The 17,337-nt window shown below is 49.7% G+C and carries 15 protein-coding genes; 9 read left to right on the top strand and 6 right to left on the bottom strand.

Features of this window, described 5'->3' with window-relative positions; translation table 11 throughout:
* Positions 1-257 precede the first annotated feature (257 nt).
* The 3 genes from JOD20_RS08355 to JOD20_RS08345 all read right to left on the bottom strand — a co-directional run bounded on the left by JOD20_RS08355 (position 258) and on the right by JOD20_RS08345 (position 4,576).
* On the bottom strand, positions 258-1,280 hold the full coding sequence (locus JOD20_RS08355) for a hypothetical protein (RefSeq protein WP_338034179.1): 1,023 nt from the start codon (positions 1,278-1,280) through the stop codon (positions 258-260).
* Between the two features lie 130 nt (positions 1,281-1,410).
* Positions 1,411-2,487, bottom strand: coding sequence for a hypothetical protein (locus tag JOD20_RS08350; protein WP_204754830.1), 1,077 nt, complete (start codon positions 2,485-2,487; stop codon positions 1,411-1,413).
* A 175-nt stretch (positions 2,488-2,662) separates the two neighbouring features.
* Positions 2,663-4,576, bottom strand: a complete 1,914-nt coding sequence (locus JOD20_RS08345) for a S8 family peptidase (RefSeq protein ID WP_204754829.1) — start codon at positions 4,574-4,576, stop codon at positions 2,663-2,665.
* 296 nt (positions 4,577-4,872) lie between these two features.
* Between JOD20_RS08345 and JOD20_RS08340 the strand changes: the two genes are divergently transcribed.
* From JOD20_RS08340 to hemL, 9 genes are all read left to right on the top strand, one after another.
* Positions 4,873-5,496 carry a MerR family transcriptional regulator gene (locus JOD20_RS08340; protein WP_054534885.1) on the top strand — a complete coding sequence of 208 codons (624 nt, stop codon included), beginning with the start codon at positions 4,873-4,875 and terminating at the stop codon, positions 5,494-5,496.
* A 93-nt stretch (positions 5,497-5,589) separates the two neighbouring features.
* A complete protein-coding gene (gene hemA / locus JOD20_RS08335; protein WP_204754828.1) occupies positions 5,590-6,837 on the top strand; it encodes a glutamyl-tRNA reductase in 1,248 nt (415 codons plus the stop codon).
* 46 nt (positions 6,838-6,883) lie between these two features.
* Positions 6,884-7,582, top strand: a complete 699-nt coding sequence (locus JOD20_RS08330) for a chlorite dismutase family protein (RefSeq protein WP_110514033.1) — start codon at positions 6,884-6,886, stop codon at positions 7,580-7,582.
* A 97-nt stretch (positions 7,583-7,679) separates the two neighbouring features.
* Positions 7,680-8,705 carry a uroporphyrinogen decarboxylase gene (gene hemE, locus JOD20_RS08325; RefSeq protein ID WP_204754827.1) on the top strand — a complete coding sequence of 342 codons (1,026 nt, stop codon included), beginning with the start codon at positions 7,680-7,682 and terminating at the stop codon, positions 8,703-8,705.
* A gap of 164 nt (positions 8,706-8,869) precedes the next feature.
* Positions 8,870-9,787 carry a ferrochelatase gene (gene hemH, locus JOD20_RS08320; protein WP_204754826.1) on the top strand — a complete coding sequence of 306 codons (918 nt, stop codon included), beginning with the start codon at positions 8,870-8,872 and terminating at the stop codon, positions 9,785-9,787.
* A gap of 298 nt (positions 9,788-10,085) precedes the next feature.
* Complete coding sequence (gene hemC / locus JOD20_RS08315; RefSeq protein ID WP_204754825.1) at positions 10,086-10,988, top strand: hydroxymethylbilane synthase; 903 nt, start codon at positions 10,086-10,088, stop codon at positions 10,986-10,988.
* Between the two features lie 159 nt (positions 10,989-11,147).
* Positions 11,148-11,948, top strand: coding sequence for a uroporphyrinogen-III synthase (locus JOD20_RS08310; RefSeq protein ID WP_204754824.1), 801 nt, complete (start codon positions 11,148-11,150; stop codon positions 11,946-11,948).
* On the top strand, positions 11,945-12,952 hold the full coding sequence (gene hemB, locus JOD20_RS08305) for a porphobilinogen synthase (protein WP_204754823.1): 1,008 nt from the start codon (positions 11,945-11,947) through the stop codon (positions 12,950-12,952). The genes JOD20_RS08310 and hemB overlap by 4 nt, the downstream gene beginning before the upstream one ends.
* Before the next feature lie 215 nt (positions 12,953-13,167).
* Positions 13,168-14,472 (top strand): glutamate-1-semialdehyde 2,1-aminomutase, encoded by a 1,305-nt coding sequence (hemL, locus tag JOD20_RS08300; RefSeq protein WP_239583783.1) that lies wholly within the window; start codon positions 13,168-13,170, stop codon positions 14,470-14,472.
* A gap of 45 nt (positions 14,473-14,517) precedes the next feature.
* On the opposite strand, the gene JOD20_RS08295 is transcribed toward hemL, so the two are convergent.
* Genes JOD20_RS08295 through JOD20_RS08285 form a run of 3 tightly spaced genes read right to left on the bottom strand, consistent with a single transcriptional unit; the run spans position 14,518 to position 17,171 of the window.
* On the bottom strand, positions 14,518-15,345 hold the full coding sequence (locus tag JOD20_RS08295; protein WP_204754821.1) for a hypothetical protein: 828 nt from the start codon (positions 15,343-15,345) through the stop codon (positions 14,518-14,520).
* Positions 15,346-15,366: 21 nt separating this feature from the next.
* Positions 15,367-16,194, bottom strand: a complete 828-nt coding sequence (locus JOD20_RS08290) for a hypothetical protein (RefSeq protein WP_204754820.1) — start codon at positions 16,192-16,194, stop codon at positions 15,367-15,369.
* A 17-nt stretch (positions 16,195-16,211) separates the two neighbouring features.
* The gene (locus tag JOD20_RS08285) at positions 16,212-17,171 is read right to left on the bottom strand and encodes an endonuclease/exonuclease/phosphatase family protein (RefSeq protein ID WP_204754819.1); all 960 of its coding nucleotides are present in this window, start codon (positions 17,169-17,171) and stop codon (positions 16,212-16,214) included.
* Positions 17,172-17,337: the final 166 nt, after the last annotated feature.

Genomic DNA, 17,337 nt, shown 5'->3' with positions numbered 1-17,337 from the left:
TCATTCCGCTGTCGATTTAGCTACCGCTAGCCGTTCTACGCAGATTACAGGCCGAAGGATGGTAACCCAATGCTTGAAAAATTGATAGCACTCACGTGGCAAAATGTGCTAGGTGTGGTTGAGTAGCTTTAGGCCGTAGCCGATAGCCTAGCAGCAACGAGCCTCGAATGCTAGCCTACCTTAGTACTACGCAGCCTAATAAAAAAAGCTCCACAGCTACCGAAAGCTGTGGAGCTTTTTGAGGCTAGGAAGTCAGATTATGGCAGAACCGTGAAATAGACATCAGCAATATGCTTGCTGGTTTTGCCTTCCAACGAGATCAACCACAGCCCAGTTTCTGAGCCATCGGTTGGCCACTCGGCGTTTTCAAGCGAGCCGGTTTCGCCAATCGTACTACCTTCATCGAATTTATAGGTTTCGCCTGCTGGATCAGTAATCCACAAAATAACTTCTTCGTTTGGTTGGAAACCATAAAAATCAAAGAATAAGACCGTGCCAGCTTGAACACATTTGCTAGGCCGAATATTGGCTGATCGTGGATCAGGCGTGTTTTCACATTGTTGTTCTGGTGTCACTGGCTGCGACCATTCATCAATGATTTCTTTGCCGAGCAATCCCAAAAGTACCTTGAACTCGTCAGGGTTGCTTGGGTGCCATTCGAGACGAGCACGCTCGAACCATTGGGTTACCACGGTATCGCCGTTGGCATTGGTTTCCGTTTGGGCGCTGGTCAAGGGCAAGCCAAACAATTGCAACGAACGCGCGTAGGTATCCAAGCCATCGATCTTCAAGCCATGTGATTGCCAGTAGCTCTTGAAGCCCAAATTGCCTGCTTGATTACAGACGTTGTGGCCAGTTTCTTCAAACCACAAACAACCATCAACCGGGCCAGCTTCGCGTGGCTCAGCGTCGCGGCCAAGTTGGCTAAGTCGTTCTTTGCCCAACAAACCTAGCAAGACTTCGTAGGGCGTGCCCGCATTTTCTGGGTGCAACTCAAAGCGATTGCGTTCGAGCCATTGAGTCCAATAATTAGCGTCGCTATCGACATTATATTCATCACCTGCTTCAGCGATGGGATAGCCGAACACTGGCAAACCACCATTGTTCTTCCAATAGGCCAAGAAATCATCGGCCAAACATGCGGTAATGCCAGGCACATCGAAACATTGGGTTTCAAGCACGATTGGTTCGGCGGCGGCGGTTGGGCGGGGCTGAACAGCCAAGGCTGCTACTGCGAGGGTTGCAGTCGCCAAACCAAACATTCGACGGAGTACACTCACAAATTCCTCCAAACATGCTGCGAACAGCATCTAGACTGATGGGATTGTCTCATCATAACAAAATCCCAGCCAATTGCTACAAGCAATTAGCTGGGATTCTAAACCAACCAGGCAGTTCAATCAACTAAACTTATTGGGTAATCGTAAAGTAAACGACTGCAGCATGGCCACTCGATACACCTTGCATGGTGAATTGCCATGTGCCAGGGTAGAGACCACGGGTGTTGAAATTAAGTCCATTGATTGCACCTTGTGGTCCAATATTCGTAGTGTCTGCCGTTCCAACGTTAATCCCGTCTGGATCAGTAAACCAGAAACCAACATCTTCGTTTGCTTGGAAACCATACAAATCGAAGCTGAAGACGGTTCCAACAGGGCCACATTTGGCTGGCCGAATCCGAGCTGAAACTGGCTCAGGCGTGCTGGCACAAGGATCAGTTGGGGTTGGGCTTGGCGCTGGAGTTGGGGTTGGGCTTGGGATGGGCGCTGGGGTTGGGGTCGGAATTGGTTGGCTGCGGCCATCAATGATTTCTTTGCCCAACAAGCCCAAAAGCACCTTGAACTCATCAGGGTTGCTTGGGTGCCATTCGAGACGAGCGCGCTCGAACCATTGGGTTACCACGGTATCGCCGTTGGCATTGGTTTCCGTTTGGGCGCTGGTCAAGGGCAAACCAAACAATTGCAACGAACGCGCGTAGGTATCCAAGCCATCGATCTTCAAGCCATGTGATTGCCAGTAGCTCTTGAAGCCCAAATCGCCTGCTTGATTACAGACGTTATGGCCAGTTTGCTCAAACCACAAACAACCATCAACCGGGCCAGCTTCGCGTGGCTCGACTTGGCGATTCAATTGGGCCAACCGTTCTTTGCCCAACAAGCCCAACAACACTTCGTAGGGCGTGCCCGCATTTTCTGGGTGCAACTCAAAGCGATTGCGTTCGAGCCATTGGGTCAAATAGCTTTGCTGCGTATCAGGATTAACTTCATTAGCAGCAGCGGTGATTGGATAGCCAAATACTGGCAAGCCACCATTGCCATTCCAATAGGTCAAAAATTTGTCATCGAGACAGTTGGTGATGCCGGGTACATCAAAGCATTGGGTATCAAGCTTGATTGGTTCGGCAGCGGTGGTTGAGCGAGGTTGAACAGAGAGGGTAACCACTGCAAGGGCTGCAGTCACGATTCCTAAAATCCGACGTAAAACCACAAAGTCCTCCAAATATGCTGCTCTCGGCAGCCTAAAACCTACTTAACGCAACTCTTCATCAAGTTGGATGCCATTGGCGGTTGTTCTCTCACAACCGAATCGAGCAGCGTTTCCCATGTATGAGATGCTGAAGCCAGCCCAAGAGATCTGCTGGCTTCAGCCATTATAAACTACTTTAGCGCCAATTACGATTGTTGGCATATTCCTTGGCCAACAACCCAAGCAGCACACCGCTACCTTCGTGATATTCGAAGCGCCCGCGTTCAAACCATTGAGTAGTGACGGTTGCGCCATCGCGGTTGGTTTCGGTGGTTGGCTCTGATAATGGCAAGCCAAACAATTGCAGGCTACGATCATATTTGCTCAAGGCAGGATCATTCAGCCCATTGTTTTCCCAATATTTGCGGAACTCGCCACAAACTTTGTGTTGGGTTTGCTCGAAATAGAGACAGCCAGCTTCTGGTTGGCCTTTGGGGAAAGTGAACCAATCATCGCCCCGATCGCGCAAGACTGAATCACCTAAGCGACCCAACAATACGTTGTATGGGGCAGCTTTTTCAGGGTGAAATTCAAAGCGTTGGCGCTCGAAATATTGCACTGTAAACGAGCCTTCGGGCGTTTGTTCAACAAATTCTTCGCTGATTGGGTAGCCGAATACGGCCAAACCGCCGTTACGATCCCAATAGTTTTTGAATTCGCCGCGCAAATTGTGGCCGGTTTCAGGGAAGTATACTTCGCCGACTGGAGCAGGCAATGGTGGCGCACCAACAGGCACAAACGCAGGATTGCCTGGCTGTGGCTCTGGGGTTGGCGGCTGAGGAGCTGGCGGGGTTGGTGGCTGTGGTTGTGGTTCACCAGGAATGGTGCGCAACACAGCATTTTGTACGGTCTTGTAGGTATCAAGCCGTCCATACCCGCTATAAACATCCTTGCCAGGAGTCAGAATATCAACTGCGCTGCCAGTAATCAATTTTTCAATTTGATCAACAGTCAATTCAGGCCAAACGCTCAAGGCGAGCGCAGCCGTACCAGCTACAAACGGACAGGCAGGCGAGGTGCCGCTACCAAGCTCATAGCCATCACGATCCAAGGCAGTACTGGCAATATTTACCCCTGGAGCGGCAATATCAACATAATTGCCATACGAGGAGAAACTTGCAACTTTATCTTGGGTGTTGGTTGCCCCAACCGCAATCACATGATCAAAAGCAGCAGGATAGATCGTTGGGTTGCCTTTATTGCCTGAGTTGCCAGCTGAGGCAAACAGCGGAATATTTTTGTTATAAATATAATTGACAGCATCTTGTTCGGCTTGCGTAGCTCGTGGGCCGCCCAAGCTCATGCTAATGATTCGCGCCCCATTATCGGCAGCCCAATACATGCCTTCGATAATATCGGCTGCGGTACCTTCGCCTTCGCTGTTGAGCACTTTCACTGGCAAGATTTGGCAGTTCCAGCAGAGACCAGCCACGCCTTGACCGTTATTGGTCACGGCGGCGGCAATCCCAGCCATGGCCGTACCGTGGCCTTCATCATCGTGGCTATTGCCATTATTTTCTAAGGCGTTATAGCCAGGCAATACGTGCCCTGCTAAGTCGGGGTGGGTGATTGAAACCCCAGTATCAATAATTGCAATCACCAAGCCATTGCCTTGGGTCATATCCCAAGCGCCATTGGCTCCAATTTTGGGTAAGCCCCATTGCTCTGCATAATATTCATCGTTAGGGTCGACAAGCGTTTTGCGCACTGCGTTGTATTCAGCATAGCGCACAGCTGGATTTTTGAGCAATTGAGCAATTTTTGCATCGCCATTGCTGCCAGCAGGTAGTTTTAGCATCGCAACTTGGCCAACGCCATCAAGCTGATTGGTTGCCAACAATGGGCCAATGCCTAGCCCATTTTTTAAAGCCTTCGAACCTTCAAAGAATGCACCATTCGCACTGACGCGATAGCCATTATTAAACGTTACCAGAATCTCATCGGCAATAATCTGATCATCGAAGGATGCTGCTTGAGCTGGGCGTTGAATCAAGGGCATGAATCCAAACGCTAACAGCAACAGCAACCCCATGCGAACGGTTCGTTGCATACGGTGCCTCACTCATTTCAGTTAAAAGTGGGGAGAGTCGGTTCTCCTCTACAAGGGTCTATTATACCAGCAGGCCTACTAAATCGACAATATGCCAAATTTATAGACTCTACTAGTACCGCGCTCATCCCAATTGCTGAGAGCCTTACGCGCTACGTGGCCGAAGGTTGCAGCAATTGTTAGCAATTGTGACGTGTCGTTAATTGCGTGTTTTGTCAACTAGACACTCAAGCAGCTTTTAGATACAATACCAGTGATAGATTTTCAATGGTAGATTTGGTAGATTTTATAGATTCATGACAGAATTAAGTATCGACATCGATCCAGAATGGATCTCACTGAGCGAGGCCAGCGATTTGCTGGGGGTTGCGCCTTCAACGGTTCGCCGTTGGGGCGATGCTGGTTTAGTGCCAACCAAACGCACGCTTGGCGGCCATCGCCGCTTTCAGCGGGCAGCAGTTGAACGCATGGTCAATCAGCAACAGCCTGATCATCAGCCAGTGCCCGAATTGGGCCAAACCCGCCATTGGCATCTTGATACACGCGAGTTGATGGGCCAAGGCTGGCATGCCCGCTTTGACACCAACCCAACCACCGAGCGCATGCGTGGCTTAGGCCAGCGCTTATTTGGGATGTTGATGCAATATGTCAACAGCAATGAGCTTGATGAACGGATTTTGGCTGAAGCCAAGGCGGTCGGGGCCACCTATGGGCGCGAAGCCCGCGAAATGGGGGTCTCGATGCACGATACGGTTGAGGCCTTTCTGTTTTTTCGGCGGGCGTTTGCCCAGTTGGCCAAGCCACAATCGACCCGTCCAATCGATGTGGCAACCGTCGTAGAACTGCGGACACGCCTCGATTTGTTTATGGATGCAACGCTGCTCGGAACAATCGAAGGTTTTGAACAAGCAGGCTCGTAAGTGCAAACCTCAATTGGCATCGATCAAACGTTAAAGTTTCATGATGATTGCGCTCGATGCAAATAGCGCTTTGCTTTTTACTGGGAGTTTACTGTGCAACTGGTGGTTGTGGGGGCACATCAACGCACGGCCCCAATTTCAATTCGCGAGCGAATCGCCTTTGCCGAGGCTGAGTTAGCTCAAGCTCTGAATAATCTTGGCCAGATTGCCGTTGAGGGCTTTATCCTCTCAACCTGCAATCGGGTGGAATTGTATGCGCTGGTGGCTGAGGCTGATGGCGGGCGTTCGTTGCGCCAATTTTTAGCCCAGCAACGCTTCATCGATCTTGATGAATTGATGCCCCATTTGTATACCTATATCGATGACGATGCAGTGCGTCACCTGTTTCGGGTGGCTTCGGGCTTAGATTCAATGGCATTGGGCGAGGCTCAAATTTTAAGCCAAATCAAAACTGCCTATAACGCCGCCCAACAAACCGAGCTGTTGGGCACAACCATGCATCGTTTGATTCAGGCAGCGCTGACAACGGGCAAGCTAGTACGCACCGAAACCCAATTGGCCCATGCTCAATTATCTGTGGTTTCGGTTGGCCTTAGCCTGGCCCGCCAACACATCGAGCTTAGCAATCGTTCGGTGGTGATTATTGGGGCGGGCCGCACTGGCGAGTTGGCACTCAAACACTATCTCGAACATACCAGCAACATCACCGTGCTGAGCCGCACCTTTGAACGGGCTGCCCGTTTGGCCGAGCATCACAAGGTTGTTGCCAAGCCGATGAGCGAATTGCTGCCAACCTTACAAGCCAGCGATGTGGTAATTAGCTGTACCTCGTCGCCTGAGTTGATGCTTGATTTGGAACAGGCCCAAGCCTTGCAAGCGCAACGCCAACGCCCATGGGTACTGCTCGATTTGGCAGTGCCCCGCGATATTGATCGCCATATTGGGGCGCTGGCCGATGTTTGGCTCTACGATGTCGATGATATGCAGGCAATCTGTGAGCGCAATCGCGCCAGCAAAGCAGCCGAAGTGGCCGGAGCCGAAACGATCGTCGAACGCGAATTGTTCAAATGGCAAGAGTGGTGGTCAACCCAAGCTGTCTTGCCAACGATTCGCGCCTTACGCGCCCATGCCGAAGCAATTCGGTTGGCTGAGCTTGAACGCGCCTTGGCACGCTTGGATCTTTCCGAGCAAGAACAGGCTGCGGTTTCAGCTTTGACCAGCGCGATTATCAATAAATTATTACATCAGCCGATGCGGGCGATTAAAGATACTGCTGCCAGCCCACAGCTGGCGCACGCCGCACAGCAATTGTTTCGCCTCGATTTTGAGGCAATCGCATAAGCTCAGATGGTTAGGGCCATCACTGTTATAAAGGAATTAAACTTCCATGGAAGACGTTAAATTGCCAAATTCAACCGAAGGCCAATTGTTTGTTCAATATACCACCTTCAAGGCTGCACCCGAATGGCGACGCTTGCCAGCAGCAGCCCGCGAAGACTTGCGCGAACAGTTTGCCCAAGTGGTCGAAGAGGCCTATCCTTCGATCGTGACCTATTCGTATAGCACGATTGGCTTTAAGCTCAATTCCGATTTGTTGCTGTGGCGCAAAGGCACCTCGCCAGTTGCTATGCAAGAGATGACCAGCCGCTTACTGCAAACTGGCATCGGAGCCTATTTTGAGCAAACCAACCTTTACTATGGCTTTACCCGTACTTCCAATTACACCAAGCGCCCAACCACCCAAGAGCAAGCGATCGACCTCGAAGATCGTGAACCATATTTGATTGTTTATCCCTTCAGCAAAACCAAAGAATGGTATTTGATGAGCCGCGATGCCCGCCAAGGCATGATGAATGAGCACATTCGGGTTGGCCATGAGTATGCAGATGTACGCCAAGTGTTGCTCTACACCACCGGTATCGATGACCATGAATTTATTGTGGCCTACGAAACCGATAGCTTGCCCCGCTTTGAAGAATTGGTGATTGCGCTGCGCTCGACCGAAGCCCGCCGCTATACGCTCAACGACACGCCAATTATCACCGGGGTCAATCGACCAATTCGCGAAGCCTTGGCAATGATTTAGTTTGTCAGCCGAGCCAGATTTGGCGCGCAATGCCCAATGCTGGCTCGGCTTTTTGATCGCAACGATTCATCAACCATCAAAGGATAGAACAATCACTATGCAAGATCGATTTTTACGGGCTTGTCGCCGTGAAGCTGTGGATACGACCCCAGTTTGGTTTATGCGACAGGCAGGCCGTGCGCTGCCCGAATATCGCGCCATCCGCGAGCAATATGGCTTTATGGATATTTGCTATCAGCCAGAATTGTGTGCTGAAGTAACCTTGCAGCCAGTGCGCCGCTTGGGCGTTGATGCAGCAATTATGTTTGCCGACATTATGACTCCGCTGATTGCCACCGGCGTGGGCGTTGATTTGGTCGAAAGCATCGGCCCCGTGGTTGCCAACCCAATTCGCACCATGGCTGATGTCAGCAGAATTCGGCCAATCGAGCCAGAAGTTGACGTGCCCTACATTAGCAAATCGATTCATTTGCTCAAAGCAGAATTGGGCCAAACTCCGTTGATTGGCTTTGCTGGCGCACCATTTACCTTGGCGGCCTACTTGGTCGAAGGCAAAGGCTCGAAGAATTTTCTGAATACCAAAGCCATGATGTATGGCAGCCCCAATGTGTGGCATGCCCTGATGGAGCGCTTGGCCGACCTAACGATTAGCTATTTGCGGGTGAAACTTACGGCTGGCGTTGATGCCTTGCAGCTGTTCGATAGCTGGGTTGGTTGTTTAAGCCCCCACGATTATGCAACCTTTGTGCAGCCCTACACCGCCCGCATTCTCAAAACCTTGCGTGAAGAAACCAGCATTCCATTGATTCACTTTGGCACCAACACAACCAATTTGTTGCCATTGATGCGCAACGATGGTGGCTCGGTGCTCGGGGCCGATTGGCGGATTCCGATCGACGAAGCATGGCAATTAATTGGCAACGATAAAGCCATCCAAGGCAATCTTGACCCTGCGGTATTGCTCGGGCCGTGGGAATATGTGCGCGAACAAGCAGCCGATATTTTGCGCCGAATCGATGGTCGCCCAGGCCATATTTTCAACCTTGGCCATGGCATTCACCCGCAAACTCCGGTTGCCAATCTCGAACGGTTAGTGGCGTTTGTTCACGAGCATAAAGCATAGAACATAGGGGTCGGGGGATAGGGGCTAGGGGTCAGGAAATTGGAGAACAGAGAGCAGAGAGCATAGAACATAGATAATTCTTCGTGCTCTTCGCGTTCTTCGCGGTTTCAAGCCTTCGTGTCCTTCGTGCACTTCGTGGATCATAACTAAGAATGAGGAACATTATGTCAGCAAAAACAGCGGTCTTGCTGATGGCCTATGGCACACCCAACGCTATCGATGAAGTTGAGCAATACTACATCAATGTGCGTGGTGGGCGCATGCCAACGCCTGAGCAAGTCGAAAATCTTTCAGCTCGCTATCGGGCAGTTGGGGGCCATACGCCACTCACCACCCTAACCAAATCGGTAACCGACCAACTACAAGTCCAACTTGATGCCGAATTTCCTGACCAATATCAGGTGTATTTTGGCATGAAATATTGGCATCCATTGATTCCCGATGTAGTCAAGCAAATTAATGCTGATGGCATTAGCAAAGTGGTTGGGCTGGCGCTGGCCCCGCATTATTCCAAAATCAGCATTGGCGGCTATCAAAAACAAGTTGATCGCGCCAACGAAGAATTTAACACCAACATCGAATTGCAAATGATCAATAGCTGGCAGGAACAGCCAAAATTCCGCAATTTGATTGCCAGCCGCATCAGCGAAGCCCTATCGTTATTTCCTGCCGAGGTGCGCGATCAAGTAACAGTGTTGTTTAGCGCTCACAGCTTGCCGCAACGAGTGCTGGCGTGGGGCGATCCTTATCCAGAGGAGTTGCTGGGCAGCGCCAAAGGCATTGCCGAAATGCTCGAATTGCATGATTGGCGCTTTACCTACCAAAGCCAAGGCGAAACCGGCGAGCCATGGCTGGGGCCTGATGTGCTCGATACCTTGGCCGAACTGGCTGCTGAAGGCAAAAAATATGTGCTGCAAGTGCCGTTTGGCTTTGTCTGCGACCACCTCGAAATTCTGTACGATATTGATATTGAGGGCAAACACAAAGCCAATGAACTAGGCTTGCAACTTGAGCGCATTCGTTTGCTCAACGATGATCCGGCCTTTGTCGATTTGCTCAAAACCGTCGTGACTGGCCAATAAACAGGGGCCAGCGGTCAGGAATTAGGGTTCAGGAATCGCGAAGATTGCGAAGGATCAGTTGCGGCTGAAAACCTCTGATTCTCAGGTTCATCGGGAGTATCCTACCAAGCCCAAATTGTCCTTGAGGGGGTGCAGGGGGATTAAAGCCCCCTGCGTCATCCCGCTGGCGGGACGGAAGGGTGGAGAACCGAGGGGCCAGCGGTCAGGGGTCAGGGATCAGGCTCCGGCAACCGCTGATCAACAAACAGGCTTCAAGGCCTACATTAAGTATTCGCTTACGCTAGCAAGAATGAACAGCATGAATAGATTAACCATTGGAACCCGCAAAAGCCAATTGGCCTTGGTGCAAACTCACGCCATGCGCGATGCGTTATTGGCAGCGCATCCACATTTGACGATTGAGCTTAAGCATATCACCACCAAAGGCGATGCGATTTTGGATCGCCCATTGGCGGCGATAGGCGATAAAGGCCTGTTTGTCAGCGAAATTGAAGATGCCATGCGCAGTGGCAAAGTCGATTTGGCAGTGCACAGCGCCAAAGATCTGCCTTCAATTTTGGCTCCCGACATGACAATTGCGGCCTACCCTGAACGGGCTGACCCGCGCGATGTCTTGGTTGGAGCAGAAGGCCGCACGTTGGCCGATTTAGCCCATGGGGCAAAAGTTGGCACCAGCAGCCCACGCCGCGCCGCGCAGTTGCGCAACTTACGCCCAGATCTCACAATTATCGATATTCGCGGCAATGTTGATACGCGGCTACGCAAGCTCGATGAAGGCCAATACGACGCGATTGTGTTGGCAGCAGCAGGCTTGCAACGCTTAGGATTATTGGATCGGGTGAGCCAATTTTTCGATCCCTACGAAATGACTCCGGCTGTTTCTCAGGGCATTTTGGGCATCGAAGCCAGAGCGGGCGATCAACGGGTGGCTGAGTTGCTCAAGGTGCTCGATCACGCTGAATCGCGGGCCACTGCCGAAGCCGAAAAAGCCTTTTTGGCCACGATTGGCGGCGGTTGCCAAGTGGCAGTTGGCGCGTTTGCCACCTATCAAGCAGGTCAATTGCACTTAATCGGTATGATTGGTGCGCTTGATGGCCGCTTAGTCCGTGGCGAATTAACTGGCGCTGCGAGCGAAGCCCAAACACTTGGAGCCAATTTAGCCCAGCAATTACTTGAGCAAGGTGGGCGCGAATTGCTCTAAATCGGTTGCGGTTTACAGCGCTTTTGGCATAGCCGATGACGCTTGAATCTCGGCCATGCAAGCCATAATCTTGTATACTACCAAGGCCGACAATTGATTAATTGCAGATTGAATAGCCGCCCATAGCCATGTGCTAGCAACAGATTGTGGATTGCAACGATGACGATGCGCACACCTTTAGCGGGCAAGCGAATTGTGTTGACCCGCGCCCGTGAACAGATGACCGAGTTCGCCCAACTCTTGGAAGCCAACGGAGCTGACGTTCTGTATTGTTCGGCAATTCAAACCCTGCCACCAGACGATTGGCAAGCGTTTGATCGGGCGCTAAGCCAAATCGAACGCTTTGATTGGCTGCTTGCCACCAGTACCAATGCAGTTCGCGCCGTGTTCGAGCGCTATGGCGTTTTGGGCTTGCCATGCAACGCCTTAGATCAATTAAAAATTGCGGCAATTGGCAAAGCGACGGCCAAACTGTTGACCGATTTTGGCCATGCGCCCGATTTTGTGCCGCATGCCTATGTTGCCGAACAATTTTTGGCCGAATTTCAAGACGTTGCAGGCCAACGGATCTTTTTGCCACAGGCCGATATTGCCCGCCCCCTGTTGCGCGAGGCATTAACTGCACGTGGCGCTGAGGTCACGGCGCTGGTCGCCTATCGAACAGTGCCTGATCCACAGGTGGTTGAATTGGCTGAGCTACTGCGTCAACAACACGTTGATGTTGTAACATTCAGCTCAAGCTCAACCGTGCGCTACACCATCGAGGCGTTGCATGCGGCAGGTATGCGCAATTCGCAAGAATTTTTGAACCAAACGATTATTGCAAGCATCGGCCCAATTACCAGCCAAACTGCGCTTGATTTGGGCTTGCATGTTGATATTGAGGCAGCGGAACATTCAACTCAAGGCTTAGTCGAAGCTCTGGTTGAGTGGGCCAACGCCGAAAAGGAACTGGCATGAGTCTATTTGAAGCTGGGCCAATCCCCAATCGGCGGTTACGCCGCGGGCGACGCAATGCCACATTACGGCGCATGGTGCGCGAAACCCAATTGACTGTCGATAACTTAATTGCGCCGTTGTTTATTGTTGAAGGCCAGAATATTCGCAAGCCAATTAGCTCGATGCCTGGTCAATTTCAGCTTTCGCTCGATCAGCTTGGCGCTGAAATTGATGAATTGGTTGCCGCACAAATTCCTTCGGTGCTGCTGTTTGGCATTCCCTTGCACAAAGATGCCCAAGGCAGCGCAGCGTGGGATGCGAACGGCCCTGTGCCCAGCGCGATTCGAGCAATCAAGCAACAAGCGCCGCATTTGGTGGTGATTGCCGATGTGTGTATGTGCGAATATACCGACCACGGCCATTGTGGCATTTTGACCAGCGGCGAGCCAGAAACAATCACGGTTGATAATGACCCAACCTTGGAATTATTAGCCCGCGCTTCAGTTGCCTATGCAGCAGCAGGAGCCGATGTGGTTGCACCAAGCGCCATGATGGATGGCCAAATTGCCGCGATTCGCCATGGCCTTGACCAAGCAGGCTATCACGACACAATTATTCTGTCGTATGCTGCCAAATTTGCCTCGGCTTTTTATGGCCCCTTCCGCGAAGCAGCAGAATCAACGCCTCAATTTGGCGACCGCCGCTCGTACCAAATGGATGCGGCCAATGCGCGCGAAGCTCTCGCCGAAGTTGCGCTCGATGTGGCCGAGGGTGCCGATTGGCTGATGGTCAAGCCAGCAGGAGCCTATTTGGATATTATTCGCGCAGTCTACGATGAATTTAATCTGCCCTTGGCTGCCTACCAAGTCAGCGGCGAATACGCCATGATCAAAGCTGCCGCCGCCAATGGCTGGATCGACGAGCAACGAGTGGCACTCGAAAGCTTGTTAGCAATTCGCCGCGCTGGCGCAACAATGATCATCACCTACTATGCCAAAGATGCAGCGAAGTGGTTAAATAGCTAGGGATGCAGAGCATAGAACATAGAGCATAGAACATAAGATTGGGGATCGGCTGTTGGGGATTAGGGATTGGATTGAGCGCAGCAGGTAGACCATAGAACATAGAGCATAGAACATACAAACATCCTTCGTGCTCTTCGTGTTCTTCGTGGTTACAACCTCGTGGCTTCGTGATTTCAAAACCGATCCCCAGCCCCGATCCCCGATCCCCAAGACATATGGAGATACAAAACGTGATCAACGATGCTTCCAGCGCGGCTTTTGAACGTGCCCAAGCACTTTTACCAGGCGGAGTTAATAGCCCAGTGCGGGCTTTTCGCGGTGTTGGCGGCGTGCCACGCTTTATCGATCGAGGCGCAGGAGCCTATCTCTACGACATTGATGGCAATCAATATATCGATTATGTCTTGTCGTGGGGACCGTTGATTCTTGGTCATGCCTATCCAGCGGTGGTCGAGGCAATTTGTGCTCAAGCCCAACGTGGCACCAGCTTTGGCGCACCAACCGAGCTTGAAAGCGAATTAGCCGAGTTGGTTATCGCCGCCGTGCCAAGCGTCGAAATGGTGCGCTTTGTTTCGTCGGGCACAGAGGCCACGATGAGTGCAATTCGCTTGGCCCGCGCCTACACCCAACGCGAGAAAATTATCAAATTCGAGGGTTGCTATCACGGCCATGCCGATCCATTTTTGGTTCAAGCTGGCTCTGGTGTGGCGACGCTGGGCTTGCCCGATAGCCCAGGCGTGTTGAAAAGTGCCACCAGCAACACATTAACTGCGCCATTCAACGATCTTGATGCAGTCGAAGCCTTATTTAAATCCAACGCTGGTCAAGTTGCAGCCTTAGTCATCGAGCCAGTCGCAGGCAATATGGGCTTTGTGCTGCCACGCGAAGGCTATCTTGCAGGCTTGCGCCAACTTTGCGATCAGCATGGCGCGCTATTAATTTTTGACGAAGTGATGACAGGCTTTCGTGTAGCCTACGGTGGCGCTCAAGCCTATTTCAACGTCATGCCCGATTTGACCTGTTTGGGCAAGGTGGTTGGTGGTGGTTTGCCAGCGGCGGCCTATGGTGGGCGACGTGAAATTATGCAAATGGTCGCTCCAGCAGGCAACATGTATCAAGCTGGCACGCTTTCGGGCAACCCATTGGCGATGGTTGCAGGCATTCAAACGCTGCGTGAAATTGCCAAGCCCGAAGTTTTCGAGCGCTTGACTGGCGTAACCTCGACGCTCTGCCAAGGCTTTTGGAAAGCTGCCTTCAAAAATGGCATTCCCTTCCAAGCGCATAAAGCTGGCAGCATGTGGGGCTTCTTTTTCGCTGGCGATGAAGTTTACGATTTCACATCGGCGAAACGGGCCGATACCGTCATGTTTGGCAAATTCTTTCATGCCATGCTTGAGCAAGGTGTATATCTCGCGCCATCGCAATTCGAGGCTGCTTTTGTCTCAACTGCGCATAGCGATGAGCTTGTAGCCCAAACCATCAACGCGGCTCAAGCGGCCTTTGCCAGCATTCGCAGCTAAAATAAGCAGCAGCGCCAGTTTAAATGAAGCTGGCGCTGCATTCCCTCAATTGGTCAAATACCAATAAATCCAGCCAAGCACAGCCAGCAAAATTAATGAAACGAGGGCAAACGGCAAACGATAGGGTTGTGCTGATGTTACAGTTGGCACAAACATCTGATCGTGTTGTTCACGCTGATTATGCTCAATTGCTCGTAAGTTTTGCGGAAACTGGGCAAATAGTAAATGTAACCAACCCAAGACAAGCATTGCAAATGATAGAACTACCAGAATTATTATATCCTTGTCAGTCGACTTTACCCATTCAAGCCGTTTACTAATAAAAGCAGTAATTAACATAAATATAATCCACACACTGTATTTCCATACTTTCGTTTTTTCATGTAATGGAGGTGAAAAGTATCCAATATTTGATAATATATTAGGCTTATACTGATAATACATTGATTTAAAGTATGGAATATCATGATTAAAGGGAATTCGATATTGTTTAGTTTTTTGATTCACATAATTTGCAATATTAACTATATCTTGACCTTTTAACATTGAAACTGGAATTTCAAACATTTGGTCTTTATTAATTACACGCAGCAGGTACATCCCGTTATCATATTTCATATCCTCAGCCGCAATAACCTCATTCCAATGAATCTTTTTTCCAAGTACAATCGAATCAATCTGCATATAATCATCAGCTGTAACAAAACGCCATTTATACGATAACCCTATAAAAGCAATCGGAATCAACGCAAGGATAAAACAAATCGTTGCATTAAAAATCTCGCGCTCATTAATGGAGACAATTGTTGCCGCAATTAAAATAAACACAAACGGAATTGCATACTTTGTAGCAGCAGATTTATAAACCGTCATACCCTGTACTCCTCAAACTATTCAATGAGTCAAATACCACATAAATCCACCAATTGCTATCACCAAAGCCACTGAAACTAGCACAAATGGCAATCGATATGTTTGTGATGATGCTACAGTTGGCACAAATATCTGATCGTGCTGTTTGCGCTGATTATGCTCAATTGCTCGTAAGTTTTGCGGGAATTGGGCAAACAGCAAATGCACCCAGCCATATATTAGGATCAGAATCACAGTCAATAACAATAAATCTAGATCAGCATTAGTCGAAACAGGTTCTTTGATTTGTTTTAATAGCATTCCAAAACTAATCATCCATACGGTAAAAACACCGAAAATCGGTATTGTCGTTTTTGGCAATAGTGTTGGCAAAAAATTGCTTATTTTTGTAATCGATCTTGGGTTATAGTGATAGTACATCGATTTCAAATATGGAATATTATGATTAAATGGAATTTGATATTGCACGGATTTGCGATTGAGATATTGCATGATTTCTAGAATATCACGACGTTTAAACATCAAGATTGGAATGTTAAACATTTGATTTTTATTAATTGCGCGTAGCAGATACATTCCACTTTCATACTTCATAGCTTCAATAGCTATAATATCCGTCCAATTAATTTTTTTATCCAATCCAAATCTATCAACCTGCATATAATCAGCGGCAGTAACAAAGCGTAACTTATACGATAATCCTATCAATCCAAGAAAGATCAAAGCAAACACACAAGAAATCCCTGCCCAAAAAAATCTTCCCTGATTGATCAGGACAATTGTTGCAGCAACGAATATAACTACAAACGGAACTAAATATTTTGCGGCAGGCGATTTATAAACTATCATACTTCTTACCCCTCAAACTATTGGCGCAAACGCTGCAAATCGGCGATAACAAAACCATGATCCGACAAATTAGCCGTGCCAGTCCATGCTCGCAAAGGCTGCCAATGCAGGTTAGGCATAATATAATCCAAACGCACTGCCTTGGGAATAGTATCGTTGCTTGGAAAGGTATAGCCCAAACCCCAGCCTTTTTGCTGGTAGGCATCGCCAAGCTGTTGGCGCAAACGCAAATAATTAGGCTGGCGTTCGGTCGTATTCAAATCGCCTGCCAAAATTAAGGGCTGGCTCTGGTCGGCAATCAATTTTAGTAACTGATCAAAAGTTGGGTCTTGTTGGGTTTTGGTATAAACGCCTTTGAAACTGGCCAACGGAATATGCGGATGGGTGTTGATCAAGCGCGTTGGGCCGCTTGGCGTGGCAATTTCCAAATATTGGCAGCCACAACTATCAACGCCACGCGCCACCGGAGCCAATTCGGTCACTGGCCAACGGCTCAGCGTCGCCAAACCACCAGCCCCCGAATGCGGATTAAGCGCCGCGTAGGGATACAAATCGGCCAAAGCTTCAGGCAGTTGCGGATCAAGCTGAAAATTATATTCCTGCAACACAACAATATCTGCTTGTTGCTGGCGAATTGTAGCCACCAAGCCACCAATATCGCGAGTATCGTAATACACATTCCAAGTCATAATTCGCACATCTTGCGGAGCTGAATTAGTAGGTTGGGGCCACCAACGCCCACCATAAATTCCCAAAACTACCAGCAAATTCAAGCCAACCACCAGCAATAAACGACCACGGCGGGCAAGGCTTGCGAAAAGCGCAACAGGCAGCAAACTGGCATAAACCCAAGCATCAAAGACTAACAACAGCATGCCTTGCGGCGTAGTTGCTAATTCTGTCCAGCGCAATAGCGACCACAAACTACATGGCAATACCCCAAGCCACGCCAAAGCCACCAAGCCACGTTTGATCATCGCAGAAACTCCCTTACTCTACCAATTGAAGCAATGTGATTTGAGCAGCTCAAAATCAACGCCAAACCATAGCATGGCGAGCAGCAATTTGCCAAACACACAGGTGCATAACCAAGCTTTTTGCTCTATACAACGGGGTTAAAACGTCAACCAGCCAGCAAATTCA

The sequence above is a fragment of the Herpetosiphon giganteus genome (assembly GCF_016907925.1).
GTDB classification, from domain to species: domain Bacteria; phylum Chloroflexota; class Chloroflexia; order Chloroflexales; family Herpetosiphonaceae; genus Herpetosiphon; species Herpetosiphon giganteus.
Note: the sequence above shows the minus strand (reverse complement) of the source record. Positions and strands in the feature narration are given on the sequence as shown.

Bases quoted from the DNA above. Each gene is read 5' to 3' on its own strand.
- JOD20_RS08345 (WP_204754829.1), bottom strand. From the start codon at position 4,576: ATGCAACGAACCGTTCGCATGGGGTTGCTGTTGCTGTTAGCGTTTGGA.
- JOD20_RS08340 (WP_054534885.1), top strand. From the start codon at position 4,873: ATGACAGAATTAAGTATCGACATCGATCCAGAATGGATCTCACTGAGC.
- JOD20_RS08330 (WP_110514033.1), top strand. From the start codon at position 6,884: ATGGAAGACGTTAAATTGCCAAATTCAACCGAAGGCCAATTGTTTGTT.
- hemE (WP_204754827.1), top strand. From the start codon at position 7,680: ATGCAAGATCGATTTTTACGGGCTTGTCGCCGTGAAGCTGTGGATACG.
- hemH (WP_204754826.1), top strand. From the start codon at position 8,870: ATGTCAGCAAAAACAGCGGTCTTGCTGATGGCCTATGGCACACCCAAC.
- hemC (WP_204754825.1), top strand. From the start codon at position 10,086: ATGAATAGATTAACCATTGGAACCCGCAAAAGCCAATTGGCCTTGGTG.
- JOD20_RS08310 (WP_204754824.1), top strand. From the start codon at position 11,148: ATGACGATGCGCACACCTTTAGCGGGCAAGCGAATTGTGTTGACCCGC.
- hemB (WP_204754823.1), top strand. From the start codon at position 11,945: ATGAGTCTATTTGAAGCTGGGCCAATCCCCAATCGGCGGTTACGCCGC.
- hemL (WP_239583783.1), top strand. From the start codon at position 13,168: ATGGAGATACAAAACGTGATCAACGATGCTTCCAGCGCGGCTTTTGAA.
- JOD20_RS08295 (WP_204754821.1), bottom strand. From the start codon at position 15,345: ATGACGGTTTATAAATCTGCTGCTACAAAGTATGCAATTCCGTTTGTG.
- JOD20_RS08290 (WP_204754820.1), bottom strand. From the start codon at position 16,194: ATGATAGTTTATAAATCGCCTGCCGCAAAATATTTAGTTCCGTTTGTA.
- JOD20_RS08285 (WP_204754819.1), bottom strand. From the start codon at position 17,171: ATGATCAAACGTGGCTTGGTGGCTTTGGCGTGGCTTGGGGTATTGCCA.